Here is a 26,567-nt window from a genome sequence, read left to right on the forward strand (position 1 = left end):
AGGGGCGGTGGAGGTATCAGAAGTGCGAATGCTGACATGAGTAACGTAAGGGGTGTGAGAGACACCCCCGCCGAAAGTCCAAGGGTTCCTGCTTAAAGCTAATCTGAGCAGGGTTAGCCGGCCCCTAAGTCGAGGCAGAAATGCGTAGACGATGGGAACCACGTTAATATTCGTGGGCCTGGAGGAAGTGACGGATCACGTATGTTGTGGGGTCTTATTGGATTGATCCCTGCAGCGGAGTGGTTCCAGGAAATAGCTCCTCCATTATAGACCGTACCCGAAACCGACACTGGTGGACTGGTAGAGTATACCAAGGCGCTTGAGAGAACTATGCTGAAGGAACTCGGCAAATTGCACGCGTAACTTCGGAAGAAGCGTGACCCTTTCATGCGCAAGCATGTGGAGGGTGGCACAGACCAGGGGGTAGCGACTGTTTATCAAAAACACAGGGCTCTGCGAAGTCGCAAGACGACGTATAGGGTCTGACGCCTGCCCGGTGCTGGAAGGTTAAGAGGAGAGGTGCAAGCTTTGAATCGAAGCCCCAGTAAACGGCGGCCGTAACTATAACGGTCCTAAGGTAGCGAAATTCCTTGTCGGGTAAGTTCCGACCTGCACGAATGGCGTAACGACTTCCCCGCTGTCTCCAGCATAGACTCAGTGAAATTGAATTCCCCGTGAAGATGCGGGGTTCCTGCGGTTAGACGGAAAGACCCCGTGCACCTTTACTATAGCTTTACATTGGCATTCGTAGTGGCATGTGTAGGATAGGTGGTAGGCTTTGAAGCCAGGGCGCCAGCCTTGGTGGAGCCACCCTTGAAATACCACCCTTATCTCTATGGATGTCTAACCGCGGCCCGTTATCCGGGTCCGGGACAATGTATGGTGGGTAGTTTGACTGGGGCGGTCGCCTCCTAAAGAGTAACGGAGGCGCGCGATGGTGGGCTCAGACCGGTCGGAAATCGGTCGTCGAGTGCAATGGCATAAGCCCGCCTGACTGCGAGACTGACAAGTCGAGCAGAGACGAAAGTCGGTCATAGTGATCCGGTGGTCCCGTGTGGAAGGGCCATCGCTCAACGGATAAAAGGTACGCCGGGGATAACAGGCTGATGACCCCCAAGAGTCCATATCGACGGGGTTGTTTGGCACCTCGATGTCGACTCATCGCATCCTGGGGCTGGAGCAGGTCCCAAGGGTATGGCTGTTCGCCATTTAAAGCGGTACGTGAGTTGGGTTCAGAACGTCGTGAGACAGTTCGGTCCCTATCTGCCGTGGGTGTAGGAATATTGAAAGGATCTGTCCCTAGTACGAGAGGACCGGGATGGACGGATCTCTGGTGGACCTGTTGTGGCGCCAGCCGCATAGCAGGGTAGCTATATCCGGACGGGATAACCGCTGAAGGCATCTAAGCGGGAAACCCACCTTAAAACGAGTATTCCCTGAGAACCGTGGAAGACGACCACGTTGATAGGCCGGGTGTGGAAGTGCGGCAACGCATGAAGCTTACCGGTACTAATAGTTCGATAGGCTTGATCGTTCTCATTCCTAATGCTCATCACAGTGCGATCCCAAAAGATCGTCACACTGCCAAATGGCAGGATGAAAAAGCACAACAAAGATCAGCGAAAAGCCACGAGAGGCACCACGACAGCTCAGCTGTCCAGGCCCCTCAAAGCTCCTTCGCGACACAAAGCTTCTCGATAAAACGTGCGTTTTGCCGACCTGGTGGTTATGGCGGAGCGGCTGCACCCGATCCCATTCCGAACTCGGCCGTGAAACGCTCCAGCGCTGATGGTACTTCGTCTCAAGACGCGGGAGAGTAAGTCGCTGCCAGGTCTGCCAAACGCACGTTGAAACAACGCATCGCAAACGCGTTGTCGAAATCTTCTCGATACAAAGGGCCCGCCAACGGGTAGTCGGGCCGCGTAAGCGGCCCTTTCCTTTGGCAAATGCCGGATAAAAAGGACGTTTTGCCTACAGCAAAAGTCCGAAGCGTTGAAAAGGGACTTTTGCCTCAGGCAAAAGTCCGGTGGCGCGGGGTGGAGCAGCCCGGTAGCTCGTCAGGCTCATAACCTGAAGGTCACAGGTTCAAATCCTGTCCCCGCAACCAAATACCAAAACAGCCCAGCTTGTCTGGGCTGTTTTGGTATTTGGACGCAGGTGACGGGCGAGTTGAACCTGCATCAGGGGCCCGCTAGGAGGCAAAGCCGACGACGCGGGACAAAAAGCCAAATCCTGTCCCCGCAACCAACAATAAAAGCCCGCCAAGGTGAAAACCACGGCGGGCTTTTTGCTGTCTGGATACTCACCACGGTCGAGGTGAAGCAACAGCAGCAGCCCGCAAGCGCTACGCAAGAAGCCAAAGCCCACCACGCGCCACAAAAACCAAAACAGCAGAACCAAAACCATTGATAACGACACTCCCGTGAGCCTTGCTCCGGGAGTGTTTTTGGTTGCAGGGCCAACAGCCTGTCGCTCGGTCCAGTTCAGGATCGTGCTCAGTTCCCCATCCAGCGCAGCTCGATCTCGCCGCGCCTTGTGCCAGGTGTCAGAATGAAGCGGACCGCCGTCGACCGAACTTCGTAGGCTTCCTCGTTCGTGTAGGGCCGGATGGTCGAGACGTCCTGCTTCAGATCCCGCGCACTGCCGTCAACGGGATTGCAGAGCGCGGCCATGATTTCGATCAACTGGGAAATGTCGCTTTGCTTGGTTGACATGCCGGAACAAAAAGGTCTGACTGCCCAGCACACTGTCTACACTTTTTGCGATGGCGGCGGCGCCTGTCAGGCGACGCTACTGAAGCGATATATATTGAAAATGAAGCGACATATATTGAAGGATATTAGCCTGTGAAGATACATGCTGGCCTTTTGATGACTACTGCGTTGATTGCGATGAGCGCGGGGACGGCGCGGGCGGAAAACGTGACTACCGAGACCGCCCCAGCCGGCACGGCGTATGCTGACGCGACGGACTGGAGCGGGATCTACGCCGGCCTGCATGTCGGTTTCGCCGATGGCGCCGCGACGCAAGGGGAACAATGGGTTCCTGGTTTTGAGGCAGGCTTCGAGCTTGACGGCTTGCTCGCCGGCGGCCAGGTCGGCGCTCTGGCGCAGTTCGGTAACTTTGTGCTCGGTGTGCAGGGCGATGTCTCCGGGGCTGGCCTGAGCGGTAACTACGACTTCGGCTTCGGGCCATTTCCCAACATCTCCATGGAGGTCAACTGGCTGGCCAGCCTGACCGCCCGTGGCGGTGTCGCCTTCGACAGCGTGTTGCTCTACGGCCTGGCCGGTCTGGCCGTGGCGGATACTGCAATAAAGTACCCGGGAGGATCCGCCGACCCCACATACACCGGGTACACGGCTGGCGCCGGCGTCGCTTTGAAACTCAATGCCAATTGGTCGGTTTTCGGTGAGTACGCCTATTACGGGCTTGGCGAGCAGGAGTTCGATGGGGATACCTACGACCTCAGCCTTTCAAGCGGCAAGGTCGGCTTGAACTACAAGTTCTGATCTGTCCTGACGGGATTGGCTGCGCCGGCGAGAAGCATACTTCCGCCGGCGCTGCGGGCCGCCACGCAAGTTCCTCCTGCATGGCGATGGGCTACGGGCCAGTCGGCTGTCGATCGTCCAGGCGGTGCGACGGGCCCGAGCCAGATGGTCAGGCTGCCAGACCCAGCCTTTGTTTGCGCTTGGTCGCCCATGCCGTGATCAGCTGGTCGGCGGTCAGGCCCATGAAGGCGACGCAGAGGCCAAGAACGAGGCCTTTGCCGGCATCGTTGAAGGTCAGCGCCCGGAAGATCTCCTGGCCGATGTCCTTGGTGCCGATGAAGGCGGCGATGATGACCATGAACAGGGCAAACATGATCGTCTGGTTGATACCGAGCATGATCTCGGGGAAAGCAAGCGGCATACGGATGTTCCACAGAAGCTGCCTTTGCGTGCAGCCCGACGTGATGCCGGCCTCGACGATCTCCTGGGGCACGTTGCGCAGGCCGAAGATGGTGTAACGGACGATCGGGATCATCGCATAGATGATGATCGCCGAGATCGCAGCGACGTCGCCGACCTTGAACAGCATGATCACGGGGATCAGGTAGATAAAGGACGGGAAGGTCTGGAAGGTGTCACACATCAACTTGACGATGCCGGTGCGGCGCTCGCTGCGCGCGGCCCAGATGCCAATCGGCAGGCCGATCATGATGCACAGCAGCACCGCGACGGTCACCATATAGGCGGTGATCAGCGAGCGCTCCCAGTAACCGGCGAAGGCGATGAACAGCACGAAGCCGGAGACGATCGCGGCGAGTCTGAAACCGCCGAGCGACCAGCCTGCAGCGGCTACGAGCGCTACCATCGCCGTCCAGGGGATCGACTGGAACAGGTCGCGGATCGGGATCAGCACGTAGAGCAGCATGGCGTTGCGGAGATATTGCAACGGGTCGTAGAGCGTGACCGTGACCCAGTCGACGAGCGCATCCCAGAAGGGTGCGGTGCTGAGCGCAAGCTCCGAAGGCCAGGCTTGGGCCCAGGGTGTGATCGCGGCAAGGAGAAGCGAGGCGACGACGACCACTAGCGATGCGGCGAAAAACGGGAAGCGCTGCAGCAGGCTGGCATCGGGCGCAACATGCGAGGGCTCCTTGTGGGCGGCAGCGCGGCTCAACTGGTCGAGGGTGATCGCCATCAGGACGATCGCCACGCCGCTTTCCAGCGCCTGGCCTATCTTCAGCGCCTGGAGCCGGAACAACAGGTCATGGCCAAGGCCGCGGGCACCGACAAAGGAGGCGATGACCACCATGGCCAGGCACTGCATGATGACTTGGTTGACGCCGACGAGCAGCGGCTGGCGCGCCGACGGGATCTCGACCATCCACAAGGTCTGGAAGCGAGTGCAGCCTGCCATCTTGCCGGCCTCGCGCACCTCTTCGGCCACGCCCTTGAGGCCGAGAATGGTGAGGCGAGCCATCGGCGGAATGGCGAAGATGACGGTTGCGATCGTGCCGGCCTTATGGCCGACACCGATGAAGACGGCGATCGGGATCAGGTAGGAAAAATGCGGCAGCGACTGCAGCACGTTGAGCAACGGCACGATGAGCGCTTCGAACCACTGCTTCTTGACTGCAATAATGCCGATGCCGAAACCGATGAGACCCGCGATGGGGGCGGCGACCAGCACCACCGACAGGGTGATCATCGACAGTTCCCATTTGCCGAAGATCGCCATATAGGCGACGCAGCCTGCGGCCAGCGCGCCAAGGCGCCAGTCTTTGAGATACCAGCCGAGCACGCCTGCGAGCCCGGCGGTCATCACCCAGGGCATGGCGGCCACACCGATCCCGGGGAGGCCTGAGACCAGCAAGCCCTCGACGAAGGTCAGCGGCCAGGTGATCAGCTCGGCGATTGCGCGCGTCAAGTCGCGGAACGAGAACAGCCCGAAGATGGCGTCATCGCGCAGGTGGTCGAAAACGGTGTTCGCCCAGTCGACGAACGGAATGGTCCAGTCCTTGGGGACCCGCACCGCCCAGTCGGGCAAAAGCGAGGCAGCAAGCAGCAAGACCAGGAAAGGCAGAACGACAAGCAGCGGCTTGGTTATTGCGGCCAGCGGTTTCTGCGGTTCCATCGCCTCCTGGCGGGTCAGTATCGCGGCGCTCATGCACACTGCTCCTTGCCGTAGAGAGCATCGATCAGACCGTCGCGGGTCAGCGTGCCGACGAGCGCGCCGCTATCGTCGACGACGTCGACAGGACGCTCCGAGGTCAGCACCTGGCGGGCGACGCTGGCGAGCAGGGCCTGTGCCTGGAGCGCAGCGGCGTCCGGCTTGCGAGAGGATGCGGGCGCCATGACGGCGCGAACCGACAGCAGGCGATCATGCGAGACGTTGCGGGTGAATTCGGCGACATAAGCGGTGGCCGGGCAGGTCACCAGTTCCTCGGCGGTGCCGAGCTGCTCGACGACGCCGTCCTTCATGATGGCGATGCGGTCGGCAACGCGGATTGCTTCGTCGAAATCGTGGGTAATGAAGACGATTGTCTTGTTGAGCACCTTCTGCAGGCGCAGGAATTCGTCCTGCATCTCACGACGGATGAGCGGATCGAGCGCGGAGAACGGCTCGTCGAGGAACCACACATCGGGGCCGACGGCGAGCGAGCGGGCGATGCCGACGCGCTGCTGCTGGCCGCCGGAGAGCTCACGCGGATAGTAGGCCTCGCGACCCTTGAGGCCGACGAGTTCGATGACTTCGCGAGCGCGTCTTTCTCGTTTCTGGCGGTCAGTGCCGCGGACCTGGAGCGGGAAGGCGACGTTGTCGAGCACGGTGCGGTGCGGCAAAAGGGCGAAGTGCTGAAACACCATGCCCATCTTGTGGCGCCTGAGTTCAATCAGCTCGCGCTCGGTGGCGGCGAGAATGTCGCGGCCCTCGAACATGACCTCGCCAGATGTCGGCTCGATCAGGCGCGCCAGGCAGCGCAGCAAGGTCGATTTGCCCGAGCCGGACAGGCCCATGACGACGAGGATCTCGCCCGGCATCACGTCGAAGGAGACGTTGCGGACGGCGGGGACGTAGCCTTCGGCTCGTATTGTCTCGATCGAGGGGTTGTTGTGGTTGCGGCGCAGGAAGCCGGCGGGATCGGAGCCGTAGAGCTTCCAAAGGTTGCGGCATGCGATTTTTGCTTCGGACATGTCGGGTCTGCCTCTCGCCAAGGGGGCCGATTGCGTATGCGCAGCGAGGTGGCGCCCGCATGTGCGCGGGCGTCACGACGCCATGACAGGACGGATGAATGCGGAGGAATTAGCTGGCCGAACCCAGCCAGGCCTTCCAGCGCGCCTCGTTGTCGGCCAGCCATTTGTCGGCGGCCGCCTCGGGCTCCATATTGTCGATGTCGGCGAGCTTCGCCTGCACGGCGATGTCCATGTTGGAGAAGTTGATCTTCTGCAGGATGGCGTAGGCCTTGGGCCACTTGGTCGGGAATTCCTTCCAGGCGGCGATCTTCAAATAGCCGTCCTTCGGATTTCCGCAGTCGTAGCTGAGTTCCTTATTGGAACCCCAGGCCGGATCGTCCTTACATTTGGGATCGAAGGCCGGGAACTCGACGAACTTGCCGTCATAGAGAGCCTCGACGAAGTTGGGTGTCCAGTTGAACAGGACGATCGGCTCCTTGCGCTTGACGGCGGATTCGAGCTCCGCCCACAATGCTGCCGACGATCCTGCGTTGACGACCTCGAAGTTCATTCCGAGAGCTTCGACACGTTCGGCGTCATGCTTGAGCCAGTCGACCGGGCCGCCGAGGAACCGGCCCTTGGGCGCTGTTTCGGCCGTGGCGAACTTGTCGGCGCAGGCGTTCAGCGCTTCCCAGGCGGGCAGGCCGGGGCAGACCTCCTCGACATAGGTCGGGTACCACCATTCTTCGCGGGTCTTGGCATCATGGGTGGCGGCATCGACGACGCAGCCTTCCTTGACCACCTTCTGGAAAGCAACGCCGAAAGCACCTTCCCAGACTTCATGCACGAGGCTGACGTCGCCTTCGCACAGGGCGGTGTAGACGACTTGGCTGTCGGCGGAGACGTATTCGACCTTGGCACCGCCCTTCTCGAGCAGCTTGCCGACGATGTGGGCGCCAACGATCTGGCTCGACCAGTTGTGAGTCGGGATCTTGACGACGTCGGTCGAATCCTGGGCGAACGCCGTGCCGGCGGCAAAAGCCATGATCGTGGCCATGCTTGCAGATCTGGTAAAATTGGTCATTGAACCTCCCGTTCCGTTGTGTTGCGATTGTTCCCATGGAAGGCGGGATGCCGGCCTCTGTGTGGGCCTCTTGGATTTCCGCGCCATCCCCGCAAACATAGCGGTGAGAAGTGAACCGGTGTCGGCCGGGGTGTAAAAGTCGTGAGCCGACTTGTGAAATGATGTTAATGAAAATCCTACCCGCGCGACCAAACTCGCGGGCTAATTTCCGGCCGAAGGCCACAAGGCTTGCGCGGAAGCGTAATCATCTTCGCGCCTTTGTGTTCGAGGTTGCCGGACAATCCGGGTCTTGGCTTGCAACGAGGTCTTGGCTTGCAACCGCCCGCTTCGATAGAAGAAGCTGGTTTCGGCCATCTACCGGCATATCTCCCTTGGTGATCGCGCTATGAACCCCAGCATTCTTATTGTCGATGACGACCCGGATATCCGCCACGTGATCGGCATCGCGCTGGAAAAGGCGGGAATGCATGTCCATCAGGCGGCCAACGGGCGCCTGGCCTTGGAGCAGTTGCGGCAACACCATGCCGACCTGGTGGTGCTGGACATCGGCATGCCGGTCATGGATGGGGTCGAATGCTGCAAGACCATCCGTGCCAGCTCACATGTTCCGATCGTCTTCCTGACCGCGCATGACGACGAAGTCGACCGGATCGTAGGGTTCGAGCTTGGGGCGGACGATTATGTCAGCAAGCCGTTCTCGCCGCGCGAACTGTTGCTGCGGATCAAGGCCATACTGGCACGAGGCAAACAGGCAGGCGGCATCATGAGGCACGGGGACCTCACCCTCGATAGCGGACGCCACGCCTGCTCGCTCGCCGGAAAGGATCTGCCGCTGACAGCGACAGAATTTTCGGTGCTGGAAATCCTCGCGGCTCGACCTGGAATCGTCGTCGGTCGTGGGGCCATGATTGACAAGGCCTATGGCGGGAACAACACCTTGTCAGGACGTACAGTCGACAGTCACGTGCGCAACATCCGCGCCAAGGCCGCGGCCCTTGGTTACGCCGACGTGATCGAAACGGTGAGAGGGGTGGGGCTGCGGCTTGGCAATTGCGTCGCTGGGCCTTGTGCCGCGTGAGCCAGATAGCCCGGAAATGGCGGCCGTCCATGCCGCTGGTTGTGGCGATCGTCTGTGCAAGCCTGCTTGCGGTGCCGATCGCAACGACGCTGGCGTTGCAGATCGGAACGAACCGGCTTGTCAACGAGACGGAGACTTCGCTGATCAAGCAAGCGGCGATCTATGCCGGTGCCTATGTCGTTGCCTTTGAGGCCGAGTCGCCCGAAGCAGGAGGGGCCTTGCCTGGATACTATCTGCCACCGCCCAAGCGCATATTCTGGAGCGCTGCCTCACGAACCTTTCGCCCGCTCCTGAACCTTCGCCAGGATGTTGTCGAGCCTGTCCGCCCCGACCCCGTGCCCACCGCGGAGCGACTCGACCCGCGATATCTAAGGATTGCGCCGGGGCTGAGCGCCCTGGCAGACAATGCCAGCCGTACGACGCTTTCGACTGTCGTTTTCCTGGACCATCAAGGGATAGACATGCTCGCCCGCCAGCCGGCGAGTTTTGCCGCGGTGCCGGAGGTTCGGCAGGCGCTGCAAGGCGATGTCGGAGCTGCACTGCGCTGGCGGAGTGACGCGGGCACGCGGTTTCGGTTGGCAGCGTTGGGCGGAGGAACAGGTTTCCGGGTGCTGATTGCCTATCCTGTCATCAGCCAGAACCGGGTTATCGGCGCGGTCTACTTGTCCAGGACTGCTCCTGGGTTGACGGAGTATTTCGCCGGGGAGCGCATCGCCGTCATCGTCCTAGTCGTCGTGACGCTGCTGAGCGCCGCTGTCGTGGGCACACTGTTGGTGCGGACGATGCTCCGGCCGATACGCGCCCTGCGCGACCAGTCGAGAATGGTCGCGAGTGGCGGCCATTCCGAGCTTGCTCCGCTCAACCACTACGGTATGCGGGAGATTGCCGAATTGGGAGAGGCCGTCATCACCATGGCTGGTGCGCTGTCGCGGCGGAGCAAGGAAATCAGCATCTACACCAACCACGTTACCCATGAGCTCAAATCTCCGGTTACCTCGATCATGGGTGCAGCCGAGCTTCTTGAGGACGGCCACCTGTCCGATGATGCGCAGCAAAGGCTTATAGGCACCATCAAGACCCAGGGGGAGCGGATGGATCTGCTGCTCCACCAACTCCGCGACATGACAAGGTCGCGCGAGGGTATGCGCGGCGAACCTGGCCAAGCGAGGGACATGCTGCCCGAGATTGCCGGCCTCGACATCAGCCTGGCTCCCCCCGATGTGGTCCTGCCCCTGTCGGTTGCGCATGGACAAACGGTACTGGCGCACATGGCGCAGAATGCACGCCACCATCGGGCGACCAGGCTCGACCTCGATTGGGATGGACGCACTCTCCGGCTTTCAGACAATGGCGAGGGATTTGCCGATATCGATCTTGGCCGGTTGCCCGAACCGTTCTTCACCACGCGCCGGGAAGATGGGGGGACGGGCCTCGGCCTGGCCATCGTGGTGGCCATCCTGGACCTTTATGGCGCGCGGCTGACGCCGGTTGCCGCTCCGGGCGGCGCCGTTTTCGAGATCGTGTTCGACTAGCTCCGTCGGAGAGCTTTGCGTTCGGGCGGGCCTGCACAGAATCTGCACGCGAGCTGCACGACTTCGAGGTCGAAAGCACGCCGTCCGAAAACTAGACAATTGAGGGCAACGGGCCGGCTGGCCCCGATCCACTCAAGGGTAGACCTATGAAGTTGAAACGTCTTCTTGGCGCTGTCGTAACGCTTGGTGCTGCGATTGCCGCCACATCCTCCATGGCGTGGGACAATCCCGCCAATCGATACGAGAACGCCTACAAGCAATACACGGGTGCCACATGTCCACTGGCCGCGGACAAGATCGAACATTTCGTCTATTTCAGCCGGGATCGCGATGCGATCCGCGACCATGCCTTCTTGACCAACGACCGCTTCGTCGGCGCGCAGATCATGTATGCGTGGCGCCAGCTTGAGCCGACTGAAGGACACTACGATTTCTCGCTGATCCAGTCTGATGTCGACTATCTCGCCAAACATGGCAAGCGGCTCTTCATTCAGTTGCAGGAAGCGTCCTTCTCCCCCGAGTACAAGCCGGTGCCCGACTATCTGTTGAAGGGCGACTATGATGGCGGCATCACCGCGCAACATACTGACGACGGAGCCATCGAAGGTTGGGTTGCCAAGCGCTGGAACGCCAAGGTTCAGGCGCGTTTTGCGGCACTGCTTGCAGCACTCGGCAAGCAGTTCGACGGTGTGATCGAAGGCATCAATCTGCAGGAAACGGCAATTGGCGTTTCGCCGGAAACGGATTCGTCCTTTACCCCGGACAAATATGTGGCGGCGCTAAAGACCAACATGCAGGCGATGAAAATCGCATTTCCGACCTCGACGACCATGCTCTACGCGAACTTCATGCCCGGCGAGTGGCTACCCTGGGAGGACAAGGGATATCTGCGCGGGATCTATGAGTTTGGCGACAAGATCGGCGTCGGCATGGGGGCTCCCGATCTCATGTACATGAAAAAGGGTCAGCTCAATCACGCCCTGACGATGATGCATGAAGGCAAGTTCACCGTGCCGCTCGGCATTGCCGTGCAGGACGGCAACTATGTCGGCGAGACAGGCTCGACGAATGTCGTGGCAAAGCGCTCGAACCTCGTGCCAAGCCTTCATGCCTTTGCGCAGGATTTCCTGAAGGTCCGTTACATGTTCTGGGTCAACCAGGAGCCGTATTTCGAGGAGGACGTGCTGCCCTGCTTCCCGGCCAGGAAAGGCTGAAGTGACAGATCCCAGGCCATGAAGTGGGGGGCGGCGACGCCATGACAAGTGTGCCGCCGCTTCCTTCCGTCGTTGCCGGTGCGGGCCGACTTGTGAAATGATGTCAACAAAGTCGGGAGGACAAGATGGCATGCGGGTTCAACATCACATCGTGATCGTCGAGGACGACCCGGTCACGCGGGCCAAGCTGGCCGGCTATTTCCTGGCCGAAGGCTACAAGGTCAGCGAGGCCGGCGACGGCGAACAGATGCGTGCCATCATTTCCAGGCATCCGGCCGATCTCTTGATGATCGACATCAATCTGCCGGGAGAGGACGGCCTCAGGTTGACGCGCGAGCAGCGCGAACGGTCAGACGTCGGCATCATCCTGGTCACTGGCCGGACCGACACCGTCGACCGCATTGTCGGGCTGGAGATCGGGGCCGACGACTATGTCACCAAGCCGGTCGAGCACCGCGAGCTGCTGGCCCGGGTCAAGGGCCTTCTCCGTCGAGTCGGCAAGGGCCGGCTGCCGCCGGCAGCATCGGGCACGCGGCAATTCCACGGTTGGACCCTGGAGGTGGCGCGGCGCACGCTGCAGGCCGCCGACGGCACCTTCGTCGAACTGACCGGGGCCGAGTTCAAGTTGCTTTCAGTACTGACTGCCAATCCTGGCCAGGTGCTGTCGCGGGAACGGCTGCTGCATGAGATTTCGAGGCGCGAATGGGATGCCAGCGACCGTACCGTCGACGTGCTGGTCAGGCGCCTCAGGCAGAAGCTGAACGACAATCCGCGCACGCCGCGTATCATCGTCACCGCCCATGGCGAGGGGTATTTCTTTGCGCCTGACGCCGTCCAGCCGGGCCGCGTGGCGGCGACGTCCTAGATTGCCCTAGGCCGGCTGGACAGGATCGGCGCTGCCCTCGAGCAGCTTTTCCCACTGTCGCGAACCGTCGGCGAAGGCAGTCTCGCAGGCGCCGACGATCTGCCTGAGCTCGCTTGCAGCCCCATGCGCCGCAGCCGACTCAAGCGCCTCCGCTGCCTGCATCAGGCGCGGAAAACCGAGCGAGCCGGCTGTGCTGCGGGTGGCGTGGGCAAGGTCGCGCAACGCTTCGCGATCATCTGCCTTGACGGCATCGCGCATCGCCTGGAAGCGCCTGGGCAGGCTGTCATGGGCAATGCGATGCAGCCGCCGCACCGTCTCGGAACCCAACGCAGCGACATCGGCCTTGAAGGCGGCAACATCGAGCGCCGCGGCGCTTTGAGCCTTGGGAGGCACGGACTGCTTGCCAAGCGAAGCGACGGCATCGAGCAATTGCTCGTGGACGATCGGCTTGGCAACGAAGGCATCGACGCCGGCATCGAGATAACGTGCGACATCGGTCTTGAACACATGCGCCGACATCGCCACTACGGGCAGGTCGGGAGCCGAGAGCTTGTCGCGTATGCGTTTCATCGTCTCGATGCCGTCGATGCCGGGAAGGCTGACGTCCATGACGACGAGGTCGGGCTTGAATTCGCCGACTGCCTCAAGCGCGAGATAGCCGGAACTGACCGCCTTGACCCGGTGACCGGCATTGGCCAGCACGGTCGTCGAGACCAGTCGCGTGGCATCGTCATCCTCGACCACCAGGATGTTGCAGGCTGCAGGCTTGATCGTACGTCCGCGCCGCCGCTTTTCTGTCGAAAGCTCGGTGGCCTTGGCCTTGCGCAGCGGCATATCGAGGGTGAAAGTGCTGCCCTTTCCTGCCTCTGACGCGACGCGCAGTTCGGCGTCGATCAGGCCTGCGAACTCGCGGCTGATGGCAAGGCCAAGCCCGGTGCCGCCGAAGCGACGGGTGATCGAGGCGTCCATCTGGGTGAAGGGCTGGAAGACGTCCTGCTGCCGCTCGGGCGCGATGCCGATGCCGGTGTCCGCGACGGAGAGATGCAACTTCTGCATGTCCTTGCGGTTAGCGACGACCTTGACGTCAACAGTGACATGTCCGTGCTCGGTGAATTTGATGGCATTGCTGACCAGGTTGAACAGAATCTGTCGGATCTTGCCGGCGTCACCGCTGAAGGCGGGCGCAAGCTTGCTGTCGAGCGCCAGCCTGAGGTCGAGCCCCTTTTCTGCGGCCATCGGGCGCATGAAGGCGGCAACGCCGCTGACCAGCTTGCCAAGGTCGAAATCGACCTTGTCGATAGCGACGTTGCCAGACTCGACCTTGGAATAGTCGAGGATGGCATTGAGGATGCCGAGCAGGGCCTCGCCGGAGCTGGCCGCGACCATTAGATGCTCGCGCTGTTTCGGCCCCAGCTTGCTGTCGGCGAGCAGGCGCATCATGCCCAGCATGCCGGTCATCGGCGTGCGGATCTCGTGGCTCATGGTGGCCAGGAAGGCCGACTTGGCGCTGCTTGCCTGCTCGGCGCGGGCGCGTGCCTCGTCATGGTCGATCGCTTCCTGGCGCAGACGCGTGTTGACCAGCCTGATCTGCTCGGTCTGCTCTTCGACCAGCTGCTGCAACTCCTCGCGGTGGCGCCGGAGCTCGTCGGTGATGCGCGCGCGTTCCTGCTCCAGCTCGAGCCGGCGGCGTGACTCGTCGCGGAACTGATTGACGGCGACCGCCATGGTGCGCAGCTCGTCGTCGCCGCTGTCGGCGACGGTGACGTCGAGATCGCCCGCTGTCAGGCGCTGCATGGCGCGCGACAGGCCGCTCAGGCGACGGACGAGATTGCGCTCGACATAGAACCAGACGATGGCGCCCGAAGCGAGGATGGCACCGAGCAGGGTGACGACAAGCACGATGACGCCGATGCGCACCGCATTGTCGGCACGTTCGGCGGTGGTGCGGGCGAACTCGTCGGAACGGTCGAGGATGTTCCGGGCGATCTGGTTCTGTGTCACGGCGAGATCGCGGTTGGCTTCGGCCATCGCGTCCAGGCTTCCGGCGAGGTCGATGACGCGCTGGCGGCGGCCAAAGATCGAGCCTGACACCGGCACGTCGCCTGCCGCGGCCTCGATGGCGCTGAAGAATTCCATGCCCTGCTTGCGCCGGACGGGGTCATCGATGCTGAGGATGCGCCGCCGGATGACCTTGACGTGATCCTGGAAGATGCCGCTGATCTCGTTGATCTCGGCGCGGGTTTCGGCGCGGCCGAGCCGGTTGATCAGCAGGCTGATCTGAGCGCTGCGGTGGCGCAACTCATACATGCGCTCCATCAGGTAGATGTCGTGCTCGATCAGCCTGTCGAGGGCGATATAGGCGTCCTCGCGGCGCCCCGCTTCGCCGATCAGGCCGTAGAGGCTCGCCGTGACAGCCGATGCGCCGGCCGAGGCGTTGGAGATCAGCGTTTCCGATAAAAGCAGCACCGACTGCGCCGCCGAAGTCGCCGCCTCGGCGCCGTCGCGATAGGCCTTGTCCTCGTCGAGGCGCTGGCGCACCAGCTCGTTGTTCTGCTTGAGATTGGCCAGCATCTTTTCGACCGAGCCGGCGAAGGCCTCGACCAGTTCGGGGTCGATCGACAGGCGTCGGACTTCGGCCAGCGACTTGACGATCTCCTGCGAAAGCGTGGCGAGCTTGGCCTGTTCGGCAAGCAGTCCGTCGCGCGAGGTGACAGCAGCCAGCGCGGGGGCTGTGGCGATCAGCTTGGCGCTGAGCTCGGCGGTGCGCTGGGTCGCGGCCACCGCGGGCAGCGCCTGGGCGTTTACCACCGCCTGGGCATCGGCAATGTTGCGCAGGATCAGCCAGCTGACGATGCCGGATGTCAGAGACAGTGCAGTGATGCACAGGAAGGCGAGGAACAGCCTCCCGCCGATGCCGAACCTATGAAGCATGGCTCATATAATCATGGTTTGCATTGCCAGCGTAAGCTGTCTGTAGCGCCGAGGTTCCGATTGGACGCGCAAGGCACGCTGTCGCGTGCTGAGGTGGACGTGATCCTGTCTGAAAATCGATTTCGATTTTCGGGGTCATGCACTAGCGTAAGACGATGCGTGCCCCCGCCCCAAGCAAATGCCTGACCCTGATCGCTGCAGCCTTCATCGCATGCGGCATTATCCAACCCGCCGATGCGGCGGAAACAACGTGGAAGCTGAACGCTTGGGAACCGCCATTCGACTATTCCAGGCAGCCGGCGACGATCGACTACCAGCCCGTCGCCAGGGCGGCGAAGCCGTGGCGCATCTGCGCGTCTTATCCGCATCTCAAGGATTCCTACTGGGTCAGCGTCAATTACGGCATGGTCGAGCAGGCGCGTTCGGCGGGCGTCAAGCTGACGGTCGTCGAGGCCGGCGGCTATCCCAATCTCGACCGCCAGATCGAGCAGATCCGTACCTGCAGCGCTACTGCCGACGCGCTCATCGTCGGCACCGTGTCCTATGAGGGCCTGACGCCGACGATCAGGGACATCGCCAGGCGCATCCCTGTCATCGCCGCGGTCAACGACATCGACGACGCCGGCATTGCGGCGAAATCGGGGGTTTCGTGGGAAGAGATGGGCCATTCCATCGGCGCCTATCTGGCGCGGCTGCATCCGGCCGGCACCATGCCGGTCAGCGTCGCCTGGTTTCCCGGGCCGAAGGGTGCCGGCTGGGTGAAGTTCGTCGAGGCCGGCTTCCAGCGCGCGCTGAGGCAGAGCTCGGCCGAGATCGCGGCGGTCAAATGGGGCGACACCGGCGTCGAGATCCAGTTGCTCTTGATCGAGGAGATGCTCGAGGCCCAGCCCGACATCGACTACATCGTCGGCAGCGCGCCGACGGCCGATGCCGCGGTCAGCATCCTCAGGGCCCAGGGCCGCGCCAACCACGTCCAGGTGCTGGCCGACTATTTCACCCACGGCACGTTCCGGGAGATCAACCGGGGCAAGGTGGTGGCGGCGCCGACCGACTCGCCGCCGCTGCAGGGGCGCATCGCCATTGATCAGGCGATCCGCGCGATCGAGGGTACGCTGCGCTACCGCCATGTCGGGCCGCCGGTCGAGGTGATCGACAGGAACAATGTTCAGTCGCTCGACCTCGAGCGCTCGCTCGCCCCGGCTTGGTTCAAGCCGACCTTCGAGGTGCAGTAGCCGGTAACAACTTTTCACATCCTGCGCGGTGATTTTCACTTGGCTCGGCGGACTGGTTTACAGCCGGCTGCTAAGCTGAGCGATGGCTGTGCTGTGAGGAGGGCGGTGATGGTCGCGACGGTTTATCCTGAGGTGGTGGCTGGCCCGCCGCGTCCGAGCCTGATCCTGCAGCCTGGTCTGTTGGTGCCCGGCATGGAGCGCTACCACGTGCCGGGCTCGGGTGCGGTGTTGATCGACATCGAGGCCGGCGATCATGTGACGGTGCGCAATCTCGAAGGCGGACAGGCGTGCGAGCTTGTGGCCTTCGATGCTGCCGGCCGCGCCGATCCGGGTATTCTCGGCACACGCTCGAACAGCGATGCGTCGGGGCTGAAGGCGCTGCTCGTCGATGGCGATGACAGTTTGCAGAAGTTCCGTTTGGGCCTCGCCCGCCGCAAGCTCGAGCTTGGCCGGGTCGAAGCGGTGCGCTTCTTCGACGGGTCGACGCCGGCCGGTACCGAGGAGAGTTTTGTCGCTGCCCGCGCCGGCTCGCTGGTCGTTGCCGCACCCGGTGCGCCGATGGCGGTCGACAGCCAGGACACCTCGACGCCTCTTGTGGTGATGGTCAAGCGGGCCAAGCTGCGCACGGCTCCTGGCGGTTTCGACCTGCCCGATCCGCTCGCCGATCCGGTGCTCGATCTCCGGGTCAAGTCGAAGACGGCGGAGAGCTACTTCGTCAAGGCCGGTGACTACATCCAGATCATCGACGTCGATGGCCGCCAGTGCACCGACTTCCAGTGCTTCTCCGCCCGCAAGCTCGACAAGGGCCGCGACCTCGCGCTTGACGTCACCGCCACCCGTTCGCTGATGGGCCATGCCTATCCGATGCCAGGCCTGCATGCCAAATATTTCGACCAGGATTTCGAACCGCTCGTCGAGGTGGTGCAGGACACCTGCGGCCGCCATGACGCCTTTGCGCTCGCCTGCTACGCCAAATATTACGACGACATCGGTTATCCCGGCCACATCAACTGCTCGGAGAACTTCAACGGTGCGCTTGTACCGCATGGGGTGAATGCCCGCGCCGGCTGGATGGCGGTCAACTTCTTCTTCAACACCGGCATCGATGCGCATGGCGTGATGTTCTCCGACGAGCCCTGGTCGCGGCCGGGCGACTATGTGCTGCTGAGAGCGCTGACCGACATCGTCTGCGTCTCCTCTGCCTGTCCCGACGACACCACGCCGGCCAATGGCTGGAACCTCACCGACATCCACGTCCGGACCTACTCCGGCAACAACAAGTTCCAGCGCGCGATCGCCCGACGCACGACCCCGGAGGCAGAACCCAAGATGACCCGCGAGACCGGCTTCCACGCAAGCTTTGCCAAGCACACCCGCAACTTCATCGAATACAAGGGCTTCTGGCTGCCGCAGGAATTCGCCAAAGAGGGCGCCATCGAGGAATACTGGGCCTGCCGCCAGAAGGCGGTGGTGATGGACCTCTCCGCCCTGCGCAAGTTCGAGGTGACGGGCCCCGATGCCGAAGCGCTGATGCAGTACACGCTGACCCGCGACGTCAAGAAGCTCGGCATCGGCCAGGTCGTCTATACCGCCATGTGCTACGAGCATGGCGGCATGGTCGACGACGGCACGCTGCTCAGGCTCGGCAAGGACAATTTCCGCTGGATCTGCGGTGACGACTATTCCGGTGTCTGGCTGCGCGAGCAGGCGGAGAAGCTCGGCCTCAAGGTGCTTGTCCGCTCCTCGACCGACCAGATGCACAACATCGCCGTCCAGGGCCCGAACAGCCGCGACATCCTGAAGGAGATCGTCTGGACGCCGCCGCACCAGCCGGCACTCAGCGAACTCGAATGGTTCCGCTTCACCATCGGCCGCATCGGCGATGCGACCGGCGTGCCGATCGTGGTGTCGCGCACCGGCTACACCGGCGAGCTCGGCTACGAGGTCTGGTGTCATCCGCGCGATGCCGAGACCGTCTTCGATGCGGTGTGGGCAGCCGGCCAGCCGCATGGGCTGAAGCCGATGGGTTTTGCTGCCCTCGACATGGTCCGCATCGAGGCCGGCCTGATCTTTGCCAATTACGAGTTCTCCGACCAGACCGACCCGTTCGAGGCCGGCATCGGCTTCACCGTGCCGCTCAAGACCAAGACCGACGACTTCATCGGCCGCGAGGCGCTGATCCGGCGCAAGGACAATCCGATCCACCAGCTTGTCGGCCTCGACATCGATAGCAATGTCACTGTCGGCCATGGCGACTGCGTCCATATCGGCCGCGCCCAGATCGGCATCGTCACCTCGTCGATGCGCTCGCCCATCCTCGGCAAGAACATCGCACTCGCCCGCGTCGAGGCACACCATGCCAATGTCGGCACCGAGGTCGAGGTCGGCAAGCTCGACGGCCAGCAAAAGCGCCTGCCGGCCAGGATCGTGCCTTTCGCCCACTACGACCCCAAGAAGGAACGCCCGAGGTCATAGGCAACCGGCACAACAACATCACCCCGACAATGCAAAAGCCCCGCAACAGCGGGGCTTTCTGTTGGTAGAGGCAGGATTAGCCTGATCAGGCGGCGCCATCGAAGACGTGGGCCTTGCCGAGGACGCTGATCCGCACGATCGCGCCCACTGTTGGCGCGTCGACGAAGGACCGGCGCAGGACGAGCGGGTGGTTGCCGATGACGGCGGCGTCGGGCGGGTCGAGACTGTTGAGTACGCGCAGCGCGACAGTGCTTACCGAGCCGGCGAACTCTGCCTCGATGATCTCGCCGAAGACCACGTTGGGTGGCGGATCGGCGACGTCTGCCCGCGATGCCGGCTCGAGGAAGACCTGCTCCGGGCGCAGCATGATGCGGGCGACGTCGCGCCGGCTCGTGCTGTCCGCGCCGATGTGGCCGATGGCGCATTCGGCGATGCCGCCTGAGATACGCGCCGGCAGAATGATGCTGTCACCGAGGAACTCGGCGATCATCCGGTCCTTCGGGCGCTGATAGAGGTCGCGGGGCGCGCCGACCTGCGAGAAGGCGCCGTCGCGCATGACAGCGACCTGGTCGGCGAAAGACAGGGCCTCGGCCTGGTCGTGGGTAACAAGGATCGTGGCGATGCCGGCCTGTTCGAGCAATTCGGCGACAGCCTTGCGCATCGAAGCGCGCAGCCCGGTGTCGAGAGCAGAAAACGGTTCGTCGAGCAGCATCAGGCGCGGCTTGCGCGCCATGGCGCGGGCGAGTGCCACGCGTTGCTGCTGGCCGCCGGAGAGCTGGTGCGGGCGGCGCTTGAGGATGCCCCTGTCGAGGCCGACGACATAAGCGAGCTCGGCGATGCGTTCGTCGCGCGCATCCTCGTCGCGTTTCATGCCGAAGCCGATATTGTCGGCGATGCTGAGATGGGGAAACAGCGCGCCGTCCTGCGCAACCACGCCGATGCCGCGGCGATGCGCCGGCACCGCTTCGCCATTGCCAGCAAGTTCTGAACCGTCGAGCACGATGCGGCCGGCATCCGGAGCTTCGAAACCGGCTATCAGGCGCAGCAAGGTGGTCTTGCCGCAGCCGGAGGGGCCGACGATGGCGGTGCGGCTTGCCGCTGCCATCGAAAGCTCGATGCCGTCGACCGCTGTGACATTGCCATAGGCTTTGCGCAGGCCATGCAGTTCAAGAAAGCTCATCGGCCGGCCATCCGTCGCGACTGTACATGGAGCAGCCAGGTCAAAGGCAGCGACATCACCACCATGATCAGCGCATAGGGCGCGGCTGCGGCATAATCGAGTTCGTTGCTCATCGCCCAGAACGCCATGGCCAGCGTGCGCGTGCCGTTGGGCGCCAGCATCTGGGTGGCGGTAAGCTCGTTGGTGATGCCAAGCCCGACCAAGGCGACACCTGCGGCAGCACCGGGTGCGGACAGGCGCACGGTCGTCGACCACAGCGCGCGCAAGGGGCTGCGGCCGAGGCTGCCGGCTGCCTGTTCGAGCTCGACCGGGGCCTGGGCGATGCTGGCGCGCAGTGAAACCAGCGCCCGCGGCAAGAACATCAGGGCATAGGCGGCGAGAATGGTGACGATGGTCTGGTAGAGCGGCATGGCGACACGTACCGTGACCGTGACGAGCGCGAGCGCGATGACCACGCCGGGCAATGAGCCTACGATATAGTTGCAGCCCTCTAGCAGGCGCGGCAGCGGGCCGGGGCGACGGATCGACAGCCAGGCCATCGGGATGGCGATGGCAACGGTGAGCAGCGCGCCGCCAAGTGCGAGCACAAGCGTCTGCCACAGCGCCAGGCCGATGACCTCGAAGTTCCAGACGCCGGCCCCACCAGCGACGAGCCAGCGGCCGACGGTCAGGAACGGCACGCCGAGCGCAAGCAGTGCGGTGATGAGAGGCAAGGCGAGGCAAGGCAAGGTGGCACGGCCGAGGCTGGCGCGCACAGCCGTGCGCGCGGCACCCGATCCGACGCGAGCGTAGCGCTCGCCGCCGCGCAGCATGGCTTCGAGCGCCAGCAGTATTAGGCAGCAGACGACCAGCACGCTGGCCAGCATGTTGGCCGCAGGTCCGTTGAAGGTCGACTGGAACTGGTCGACGATGGCGGTGGTGAAGGTGTCGAAACGGATGAAGACATAGAGGCCATATTCGGCGAGCAGGTGCAGGCCGACGAGCAGCGAGCCGCCCAGCACGGCGAGCTTGAGCTGGGGCAGGACGACCCGAAGGAACACGCGCCAGGGCGTGTCGCCGAGCGAGGCGGCAGCGTCTTCCAGCGCCGGATCGAGCCGGCGCAGCGTCGCTGCCACCGGCAGATAGATGAAGGGAAAATAGGCGATGACCGAAATAAGCACGCCAGCGAACAGCCCATGCATGGATGGAAACAGCGTGATCCAGGCATAGGAATGGACGAAGGCAGGAACGGCGAGCGGCGCCACCGACAGCCCCGACCAGAAACGGGCGCCGGGCATGTCGCTGCGTTCGGTCAGCCAGGCCAGCGCTACCGACAGAAGCACGGTGATCGGCACGACGAGAATGACGAGTGACAGCGTATTGACCAGGAGTTCGCCGACACGCGGCCGGAACACCAGGGCTGAGGCGGTTGTCCAACCGGTCTGGATCGCGACCCAGATGATGAAACCGAGCGGCAAAAGGGCAAACAGCGATACCAAAACCGCCGCCACCGCGATCCATGACGTCGGCAAAAGGCGAGACCAGGCTGCGGCCATGGTCTGAGGCAATGGCCGCGAAGGATGATATTCAGCCGACGAAGGCGTCACTCCATGCTCCCAGTTCGCCTCGCGGCGAGGAATAGGTGACCATCCGGTGAAGGAATTCCGCCGTCTTGGCAAGCCCTTCAGGTGCAAAAGCTCCCGCGACCGTATCGCGGGAGCCGACTTGGCGAAGCGGCATTCAGAGCAGCCCGGCTGCCGTCATCAGTTCCGACACCTTCTTGCTGTCGAGCTTCGAGGCCTCGACCTTCGGTGCCTGCAGGTCGTTGAGCGGGGTCAGTGCCGGATTGGAGCCGTCGCCGACACCGATGGCATATTCGAATGACGTGCCCGTCTTGAGGATGCCCTGGCCGGTCTTGCCGGTGATCCACTTCAGGAAGGCCTGAGCTTCCTTGGGGTGTTTGCTCGACGCCAGGACCCCACCGCCAGAGATGCTGACGAAGGCGCCGGGATCCTGGTTCTTGAACAGGTGCAGCGAGACGTTCTTGCTGTTTTCACCCGTCTTGGCCTGGTCGCCGTAGTAGTAATAATGGTAGATCACGGCACCTTCGACTTCGCCGGCATTGACCGCCTTCATGGCGGTGCTGTTGCCGCGATAGGCGGTGAAATTGGCCTTCATGCCCTTCAGCCATTCGGCGGTGGCAGCCTCGCCCTTGAGCTCAAGCAGCGCGCCGACGATGGCCTGGAAATCGGCTCCCGATGGCGAAGCCGCCCAGCGGCCCTTCCAGCTCGGGTCGGCAAGGTCGAGCAGCGACTTAGGCAACTTGTCGGCGGTCAGCTTGGTCTTGTCATAGGCAAAGACGGTGCTGCGTGCGGCGATGCCGGTCCAGTGGCCGTTGGCGGGCCGGTATTCCTCGGGCACCTGCGCCAGCGTGTCGGCATCGACAGGCGCGAACAGCCCGGCATTGTCGACCAGCGCCATGGCTGGCGAGTTCTCGGTCAGGAAGACGTCGGCCGGCGACAACTTGCCTTCAGCTACGATCTGATTGCCGAATTCGGTGTCGCTGCCCTTGCGGATCGTCACCTTGATACCGGTTTCCTTGGTGAAGGCCTCGGCCCATTCGTTGGTCAGGCTTTCGTGCTGGGCGTTGTAGACGACGATGCCTTGGGCATCCTGCGCCAAAGCGGATGAGGCGTAGAGGGCCGTCAGCAAGGCGGCGCTGGTCAATGCGTGATAAGGGGACTTCACGGGGCACTCCTTGGAAGCTGAAGGTACGTGCTGGGGCCAGGCAGGCTGCAACAATACATGAGTACCTGAGTCAACATGGGGATGTCGACGCCAAAGGAAGCCGGGAGGTGGAGCGACGGAGGCCTGAAGGGGGCCTGCGCGATCCTGTTCGTCGTCCTGAAATCGTTGCGGGAATGTCTTTTATGACTCCGACCTTCGAGCAGCCAGATGTTGCGTGAACAGGCCAGCCTTTTCGGGATGACGCCATGTTGATCACGAGTGGAGACGGATCGAAAATCTTTAGGAACTATCCGCTCTACTCGATGATTCTTGGTGAGTTGTGCTGGCACGCGCCAAGCGGCCTGTGCGTCAAGATAATCGCGTTTCACTCGTGACCCCGTTCCAGTGGGTCACAATGGCATTGCCCCAGGCGATTTTCTTTTAGCCCAGTCGATTTGCCGCCTAGGCGCGGCGATCCCCGAGGATCATTTCCGCCGCCTTTTCGGCGATCATGATGACGGGCGAGTTGGTGTTGCCGGAGACGATCGTCGGCATGATCGAGGCATCGACGACACGCAGGCCATCGAGGCCATGCACGCGCAGCCGGTCGTCGACCACGGCCATGGCATCCGAACCCATCTTGCAGGTGCCGACAGGGTGGAAGATCGTCGTGCCGATGTCGCCGGCCTTGCGCAGCAGGTCTTCGTCGCTGTCAAACTGGGTGCCGGGCAACATCTCCTCAGGCGCAAAACGTGCCACCGCCTTGGCCTGCATCAGGCGCCGGACATGGCGCAGCGAGGCAATGGCCGTGTTGCGGTCGCCTTCGGTGGAGAGGTAGTTCGGCTGGATCTTCACCGCCTCGCGTGCGTCGACCGATGCCATGTGCACGGTGCCCCGGCTTTCGGGGCGCAGGTTGCAGACCGACACGGTGACGGCGGGAAAGCGGTGCAGCGGCTCGCCGAGCCGGTCGGTGCTGAGCGGCTGGACGTGATATTCGAGATCGGGCGTTGCGAGGCGAGGATCGCTTTTGGCGAAGATACCGAGTTGGCTCGGCGCCATCGACAGCGGGCCGCTGCGCTTGACGGCATATTCGAGACCCATGGCGGCGCGGCTGAACAGATTATGGTAGCGCTGGTTGAGCGTTGCCGCACCCGTCACCTTGAACACAGTGCGGATCTGCAGATGGTCCTGCAGGTTTTCGCCGACGCCTGCCAGCGCATGGTAGACTTCGATGCCGAGGCGTGAAAGCAGCTCCGGCTGGCCCACGCCCGACAGTTCGAGGATCTTCGGCGAGTTGATGGCGCCTGCGGCGAGGATGGTCTGGCCAGCCTTGACCCGATGCAGTTGTCCGTCCTTGCGGAAGACCAGGCCGGTGACGCGTCGGCCGTCGAATTCGAGCCGTTCGGTCTCGGCACCGGTGACGACACGCAAATTGTTGCGGTCGGTGATGCCGCGCAGGAAGGCCTTGGAGGTGTTCCAGCGCACGCCACTTCGCTGGTTGACCTCGAAATAGCCGGAGCCCTCATTGGTGCCGGTGTTGAAATCATCGGTGCGCGGGATGCCGAGTTCCTCGGCGGCGTCGCGGAAGGCATCGAGGATCGGCCAGGACAGGCGCTGTTTTTCGATGCGCCATTCGCCGCCCGCACCATGCATGGCGCTTTTGCCGCCATGATAGTCCTCCGATTTCAGGAAGTAGGGCAAGACGTCGTCCCAGCCCCAGCCGGCATTGCCGGCCTGGCGCCAGCCGTCATAGTCGGCGGCCTGGCCGCGCATGTAGATCATGCCGTTGATCGAAGAGCAGCCGCCCAGAACCTTGCCCCGGGGATAGTTGAGGCTGCGGCCGTTGAGGCCGGCTTCCGGCTCGGTCTTCATCAGCCAGTCGGTGCGCGGATTGCCCATGCAGTAGAGATAGCCGATCGGGATGTTGACCCAGTGATAGCGGTCGGAACCGCCGGCTTCGAGCAACAGCACGCGATTGCGCGGGTCGGCGGACAGCCGGTTGGCAAGCACGCAACCGGCGGAGCCGGCACCGACGATGACGTAGTCGTAGTCGCCAAATGAGGAGGAAGCTTCGGTCACGATTGCGCCTGCCCAGATGCCTGCTCCATGGCGATGCGCTGCCAAAGCGGGGTCATCGCCTGGTTGATCTCGCCATACAGTCGATAGCGCCTGGAATAAACAGGGGCAATCGCGCCATTGGGCGTATAGTGCCGCGCTGCCGCAGTCATTGCGGCTGCACCGGCGCTGTAGTCTTCAAAGATACCGACGCCGGCGCCGGCCGCAATTGCCGCACCCAGAGCACCGGTCTCGCGGCTGCGCGCCACGGTGATCGGAACGCCGAGCACGTCGGCGAAGATCTGTGGCCAGATGGCGCTGCGCGAGCCGCCGCCCGACAAGACGACCTCGTCGAAGACCGCACCCGCCTTGCGCAAGGTCTCGACGTGGCGCTTGTGCTCGAAGGCGACGCCCTCGAACAGCGCGCGCAACATATGGGCGCGCGTGTGCCAGCCGGCGACGCCGTAGAAGCCGGCGCGGGCGTGGCCGTTCTGCTGCGAGCCATAGAGGAAGGGGTGGTAGATCGGTATGTCGCCACTGGGATCGACCGAAGCGACGAGTTCGCTACACAGCTCGAACGGCGAGGCGCTGGCCTCATGGCCATGTTCGAGGAACTCGCGGACGATCCATTCGAGATTGGCAGCCGACGTCGCGCTCGATTCAATCGCCAGATAGCGCCTGGGATCGAAGGTCGAGAGCATGAAGATAGAGGGATCGCGGATCGGTTCGTCCGTAATGACTTGGTTGACGCTCCAGGTGCCGGCGATGATCGACGCCGCCCCGGTGCGGGTAACGCCGGAACCGACGGCGCTGGCAACCACGTCGAATAGGCCGGCGACGACGGGTGTGCCGGCGCGCAGGCCGGTGAGGGCCGCAACTTCCGATGTGACGTGGCCGGCAATGTCAGCCGATTCCAGCACCGGCGGCAAAAGCGCCATGCATTCGCCAAGCCCGTAGGCGGTGAGCAGGTCGTGGTCGTAACGCCTGCCAGGCATCTGTAGCAGGCCGCAGCCCGACATGTCTGTGGTGTCGGTCGAGCGTGCGCCGGTCAGCTTGTTGACGACAAAGTCCTTGCACAGGAACACCGTGCCGATGCGGCTGAACAGCTCCGGCGCATGGCGCTTGAGCCAGGCGAGCAGGGTCGGCGTCTGTGCCGCCCAAGGCTTTTGCAGGCAATGGAGATAGGTGCGGTCGCCGACATTCTGCTCGGCCCATTCATCGACGATGCCTATAGCGCGGGTGTCGAGCGACTGGATGCCGACAAGTGGCGCACCGTTGCGGTCGAGCGCGTAGAGGCCGTTGCCATGGCCGGCGCAGCCGATGGCGACGATCTCGCTCGGGTCGATGCCGGCCTTGTTGATGCACTGGCCGATGACTGCAACCGCGTTGCGCCAGAGCTCGTCGAGGTCGCGCTCGACATGGCCAGGCTTGGGCATGGACGAGTGGCCGTCGCAGGCGGCGAGCGCCAGTTCGCGCCCTTCGGTGTCGAAGATGATCGCCTTGATGACGGTGTTGCCGGCATCGAGGCCGAGAATATACGTGCCCATTGGCTCCTCCCGATG

At 62.8% G+C, this 26,567-nt stretch carries 18 protein-coding genes, 1 tRNA gene and 2 rRNA genes (1 of these 21 running past the window's edge); 10 read left to right on the forward strand and 11 right to left on the reverse strand.

The window, feature by feature from the left end:
- From DY201_RS08070 to DY201_RS08080, 3 genes are all read left to right on the forward strand, one after another.
- A 23S ribosomal RNA gene (locus DY201_RS08070) occupies window positions 1–1,534 on the forward strand (it extends 1,279 nt beyond the left edge of the window).
- 184 nt (window positions 1,535–1,718) lie between these two features.
- Window positions 1,719–1,833, forward strand: a 5S ribosomal RNA gene (gene rrf, locus DY201_RS08075).
- Window positions 1,834–2,030: 197 nt separating this feature from the next.
- Window positions 2,031–2,107 (forward strand) — tRNA-Met (locus tag DY201_RS08080).
- Here DY201_RS08080 and DY201_RS28690 read toward each other — a convergent pair.
- Window positions 2,086–2,406, reverse strand: coding sequence for a hypothetical protein (locus tag DY201_RS28690; RefSeq protein ID WP_147297334.1), 321 nt, complete (start codon window positions 2,404–2,406; stop codon window positions 2,086–2,088). The two genes, DY201_RS08080 and DY201_RS28690, sit on opposite strands and share 22 nt — an antisense overlap.
- Window positions 2,407–2,495: 89 nt before the next feature.
- Window positions 2,496–2,714 (reverse strand): hypothetical protein, encoded by a 219-nt coding sequence (locus tag DY201_RS29820; RefSeq protein WP_207904381.1) that lies wholly within the window; start codon window positions 2,712–2,714, stop codon window positions 2,496–2,498.
- Window positions 2,715–2,846: 132 nt separating this feature from the next.
- Here DY201_RS29820 and DY201_RS08090 point away from each other — a divergent pair, with 132 nt between their 5' ends.
- The gene (locus tag DY201_RS08090; RefSeq protein ID WP_115730745.1) at window positions 2,847–3,509 is read left to right on the forward strand and encodes an outer membrane protein; all 663 of its coding nucleotides are present in this window, start codon (window positions 2,847–2,849) and stop codon (window positions 3,507–3,509) included.
- A 148-nt stretch (window positions 3,510–3,657) separates the two neighbouring features.
- Here DY201_RS08090 and DY201_RS08095 read toward each other — a convergent pair whose 3' ends face one another.
- The 3 genes from DY201_RS08095 to DY201_RS08105 all read right to left on the reverse strand — a co-directional run bounded on the left by DY201_RS08095 (window position 3,658) and on the right by DY201_RS08105 (window position 7,737).
- Window positions 3,658–5,649, reverse strand: a complete 1,992-nt coding sequence (locus tag DY201_RS08095) for an ABC transporter permease (RefSeq protein WP_207904380.1) — start codon at window positions 5,647–5,649, stop codon at window positions 3,658–3,660.
- Window positions 5,646–6,674, reverse strand: a complete 1,029-nt coding sequence (locus tag DY201_RS08100) for a quaternary amine ABC transporter ATP-binding protein (RefSeq protein ID WP_115730746.1) — start codon at window positions 6,672–6,674, stop codon at window positions 5,646–5,648. The genes DY201_RS08095 and DY201_RS08100 overlap by 4 nt, the downstream gene beginning before the upstream one ends.
- 109 nt (window positions 6,675–6,783) lie before the next feature.
- Window positions 6,784–7,737, reverse strand: coding sequence for an ABC transporter substrate-binding protein (locus tag DY201_RS08105; protein ID WP_245431928.1), 954 nt, complete (start codon window positions 7,735–7,737; stop codon window positions 6,784–6,786).
- A 385-nt stretch (window positions 7,738–8,122) separates the two neighbouring features.
- Here DY201_RS08105 and DY201_RS08110 point away from each other — a divergent pair, with 385 nt between their 5' ends.
- The 4 genes from DY201_RS08110 (at window position 8,123) to torR (ending at window position 12,426) form a co-directional block, all read left to right on the forward strand.
- Window positions 8,123–8,815: a response regulator transcription factor gene (locus DY201_RS08110; protein WP_115730748.1), complete on the forward strand. Its 693-nt coding sequence runs from the start codon at window positions 8,123–8,125 to the stop codon at window positions 8,813–8,815.
- A gap of 29 nt (window positions 8,816–8,844) precedes the next feature.
- A complete protein-coding gene (locus DY201_RS08115; protein ID WP_115730749.1) occupies window positions 8,845–10,347 on the forward strand; it encodes a histidine kinase dimerization/phospho-acceptor domain-containing protein in 1,503 nt (500 codons plus the stop codon).
- A gap of 146 nt (window positions 10,348–10,493) precedes the next feature.
- Window positions 10,494–11,561, forward strand: coding sequence for a hypothetical protein (locus DY201_RS08120; protein ID WP_115730750.1), 1,068 nt, complete (start codon window positions 10,494–10,496; stop codon window positions 11,559–11,561).
- 130 nt (window positions 11,562–11,691) lie between these two features.
- On the forward strand, window positions 11,692–12,426 hold the full coding sequence (gene torR / locus DY201_RS08125) for a two-component system response regulator TorR (RefSeq protein ID WP_115730751.1): 735 nt from the start codon (window positions 11,692–11,694) through the stop codon (window positions 12,424–12,426).
- A gap of 6 nt (window positions 12,427–12,432) precedes the next feature.
- Here torR and torS read toward each other — a convergent pair whose 3' ends face one another.
- Complete coding sequence (gene torS, locus DY201_RS08130) at window positions 12,433–15,357, reverse strand: TMAO reductase system sensor histidine kinase/response regulator TorS (RefSeq protein WP_115730752.1); 2,925 nt, start codon at window positions 15,355–15,357, stop codon at window positions 12,433–12,435.
- Between the two features lie 155 nt (window positions 15,358–15,512).
- Between torS and torT the strand changes: the two genes are divergently transcribed.
- Together torT and DY201_RS08140 are read left to right on the forward strand one after the other, a co-directional pair.
- Window positions 15,513–16,589, forward strand: coding sequence for a TMAO reductase system periplasmic protein TorT (torT, locus tag DY201_RS08135; protein WP_115730753.1), 1,077 nt, complete (start codon window positions 15,513–15,515; stop codon window positions 16,587–16,589).
- Window positions 16,590–16,697: 108 nt separating this feature from the next.
- On the forward strand, window positions 16,698–19,064 hold the full coding sequence (locus DY201_RS08140; RefSeq protein WP_115730754.1) for a trimethylamine N-oxide demethylase: 2,367 nt from the start codon (window positions 16,698–16,700) through the stop codon (window positions 19,062–19,064).
- Between the two features lie 85 nt (window positions 19,065–19,149).
- Here DY201_RS08140 and DY201_RS08145 read toward each other — a convergent pair whose 3' ends face one another.
- The 5 genes from DY201_RS08145 to DY201_RS08165 all read right to left on the reverse strand — a co-directional run bounded on the left by DY201_RS08145 (window position 19,150) and on the right by DY201_RS08165 (window position 26,552).
- Window positions 19,150–20,244, reverse strand: coding sequence for an ABC transporter ATP-binding protein (locus DY201_RS08145; RefSeq protein WP_115730755.1), 1,095 nt, complete (start codon window positions 20,242–20,244; stop codon window positions 19,150–19,152).
- The gene (locus DY201_RS08150; RefSeq protein ID WP_115730756.1) at window positions 20,241–21,779 is read right to left on the reverse strand and encodes an ABC transporter permease; all 1,539 of its coding nucleotides are present in this window, start codon (window positions 21,777–21,779) and stop codon (window positions 20,241–20,243) included. The genes DY201_RS08145 and DY201_RS08150 overlap by 4 nt, the downstream gene beginning before the upstream one ends.
- A gap of 184 nt (window positions 21,780–21,963) precedes the next feature.
- Entirely contained in the window at window positions 21,964–22,950 is a 987-nt protein-coding gene (locus DY201_RS08155; protein WP_425358755.1) for an iron ABC transporter substrate-binding protein, read from the reverse strand.
- Window positions 22,951–23,412: 462 nt separating this feature from the next.
- Window positions 23,413–25,029, reverse strand: a complete 1,617-nt coding sequence (locus tag DY201_RS08160) for a GMC family oxidoreductase (RefSeq protein ID WP_115730758.1) — start codon at window positions 25,027–25,029, stop codon at window positions 23,413–23,415.
- A complete protein-coding gene (locus DY201_RS08165; RefSeq protein WP_115730759.1) occupies window positions 25,026–26,552 on the reverse strand; it encodes an FGGY-family carbohydrate kinase in 1,527 nt (508 codons plus the stop codon). Before DY201_RS08165 ends, DY201_RS08160 begins: the two co-directional genes overlap by 4 nt.
- Between the last annotated feature and the right edge of the window lie 15 nt (window positions 26,553–26,567).

The sequence above is a fragment of the Aminobacter aminovorans genome (assembly GCF_900445235.1).
Lineage (GTDB): Bacteria > Pseudomonadota > Alphaproteobacteria > Rhizobiales > Rhizobiaceae > Aminobacter > Aminobacter aminovorans.

Coding starts and splice junctions, on each gene's coding strand:
- DY201_RS28690 (WP_147297334.1), bottom strand. CDS start 2,406: ATGGTTTTGGTTCTGCTGTTTTGGTTTTTGTGGCGCGTGGTGGGCTTT.
- DY201_RS29820 (WP_207904381.1), bottom strand. CDS start 2,714: ATGTCAACCAAGCAAAGCGACATTTCCCAGTTGATCGAAATCATGGCC.
- DY201_RS08095 (WP_207904380.1), bottom strand. CDS start 5,649: ATGAGCGCCGCGATACTGACCCGCCAGGAGGCGATGGAACCGCAGAAA.
- DY201_RS08100 (WP_115730746.1), bottom strand. CDS start 6,674: ATGTCCGAAGCAAAAATCGCATGCCGCAACCTTTGGAAGCTCTACGGC.
- DY201_RS08105 (WP_245431928.1), bottom strand. CDS start 7,737: ATGACCAATTTTACCAGATCTGCAAGCATGGCCACGATCATGGCTTTT.
- DY201_RS08110 (WP_115730748.1), top strand. CDS start 8,123: ATGAACCCCAGCATTCTTATTGTCGATGACGACCCGGATATCCGCCAC.
- DY201_RS08115 (WP_115730749.1), top strand. CDS start 8,845: ATGCCGCTGGTTGTGGCGATCGTCTGTGCAAGCCTGCTTGCGGTGCCG.
- DY201_RS08120 (WP_115730750.1), top strand. CDS start 10,494: ATGAAGTTGAAACGTCTTCTTGGCGCTGTCGTAACGCTTGGTGCTGCG.
- torR (WP_115730751.1), top strand. CDS start 11,692: ATGCGGGTTCAACATCACATCGTGATCGTCGAGGACGACCCGGTCACG.
- torS (WP_115730752.1), bottom strand. CDS start 15,357: ATGCTTCATAGGTTCGGCATCGGCGGGAGGCTGTTCCTCGCCTTCCTG.
- torT (WP_115730753.1), top strand. CDS start 15,513: ATGCGTGCCCCCGCCCCAAGCAAATGCCTGACCCTGATCGCTGCAGCC.
- DY201_RS08140 (WP_115730754.1), top strand. CDS start 16,698: ATGGTCGCGACGGTTTATCCTGAGGTGGTGGCTGGCCCGCCGCGTCCG.
- DY201_RS08145 (WP_115730755.1), bottom strand. CDS start 20,244: ATGAGCTTTCTTGAACTGCATGGCCTGCGCAAAGCCTATGGCAATGTC.
- DY201_RS08150 (WP_115730756.1), bottom strand. CDS start 21,779: ATGGCCGCAGCCTGGTCTCGCCTTTTGCCGACGTCATGGATCGCGGTG.
- DY201_RS08165 (WP_115730759.1), bottom strand. CDS start 26,552: ATGGGCACGTATATTCTCGGCCTCGATGCCGGCAACACCGTCATCAAG.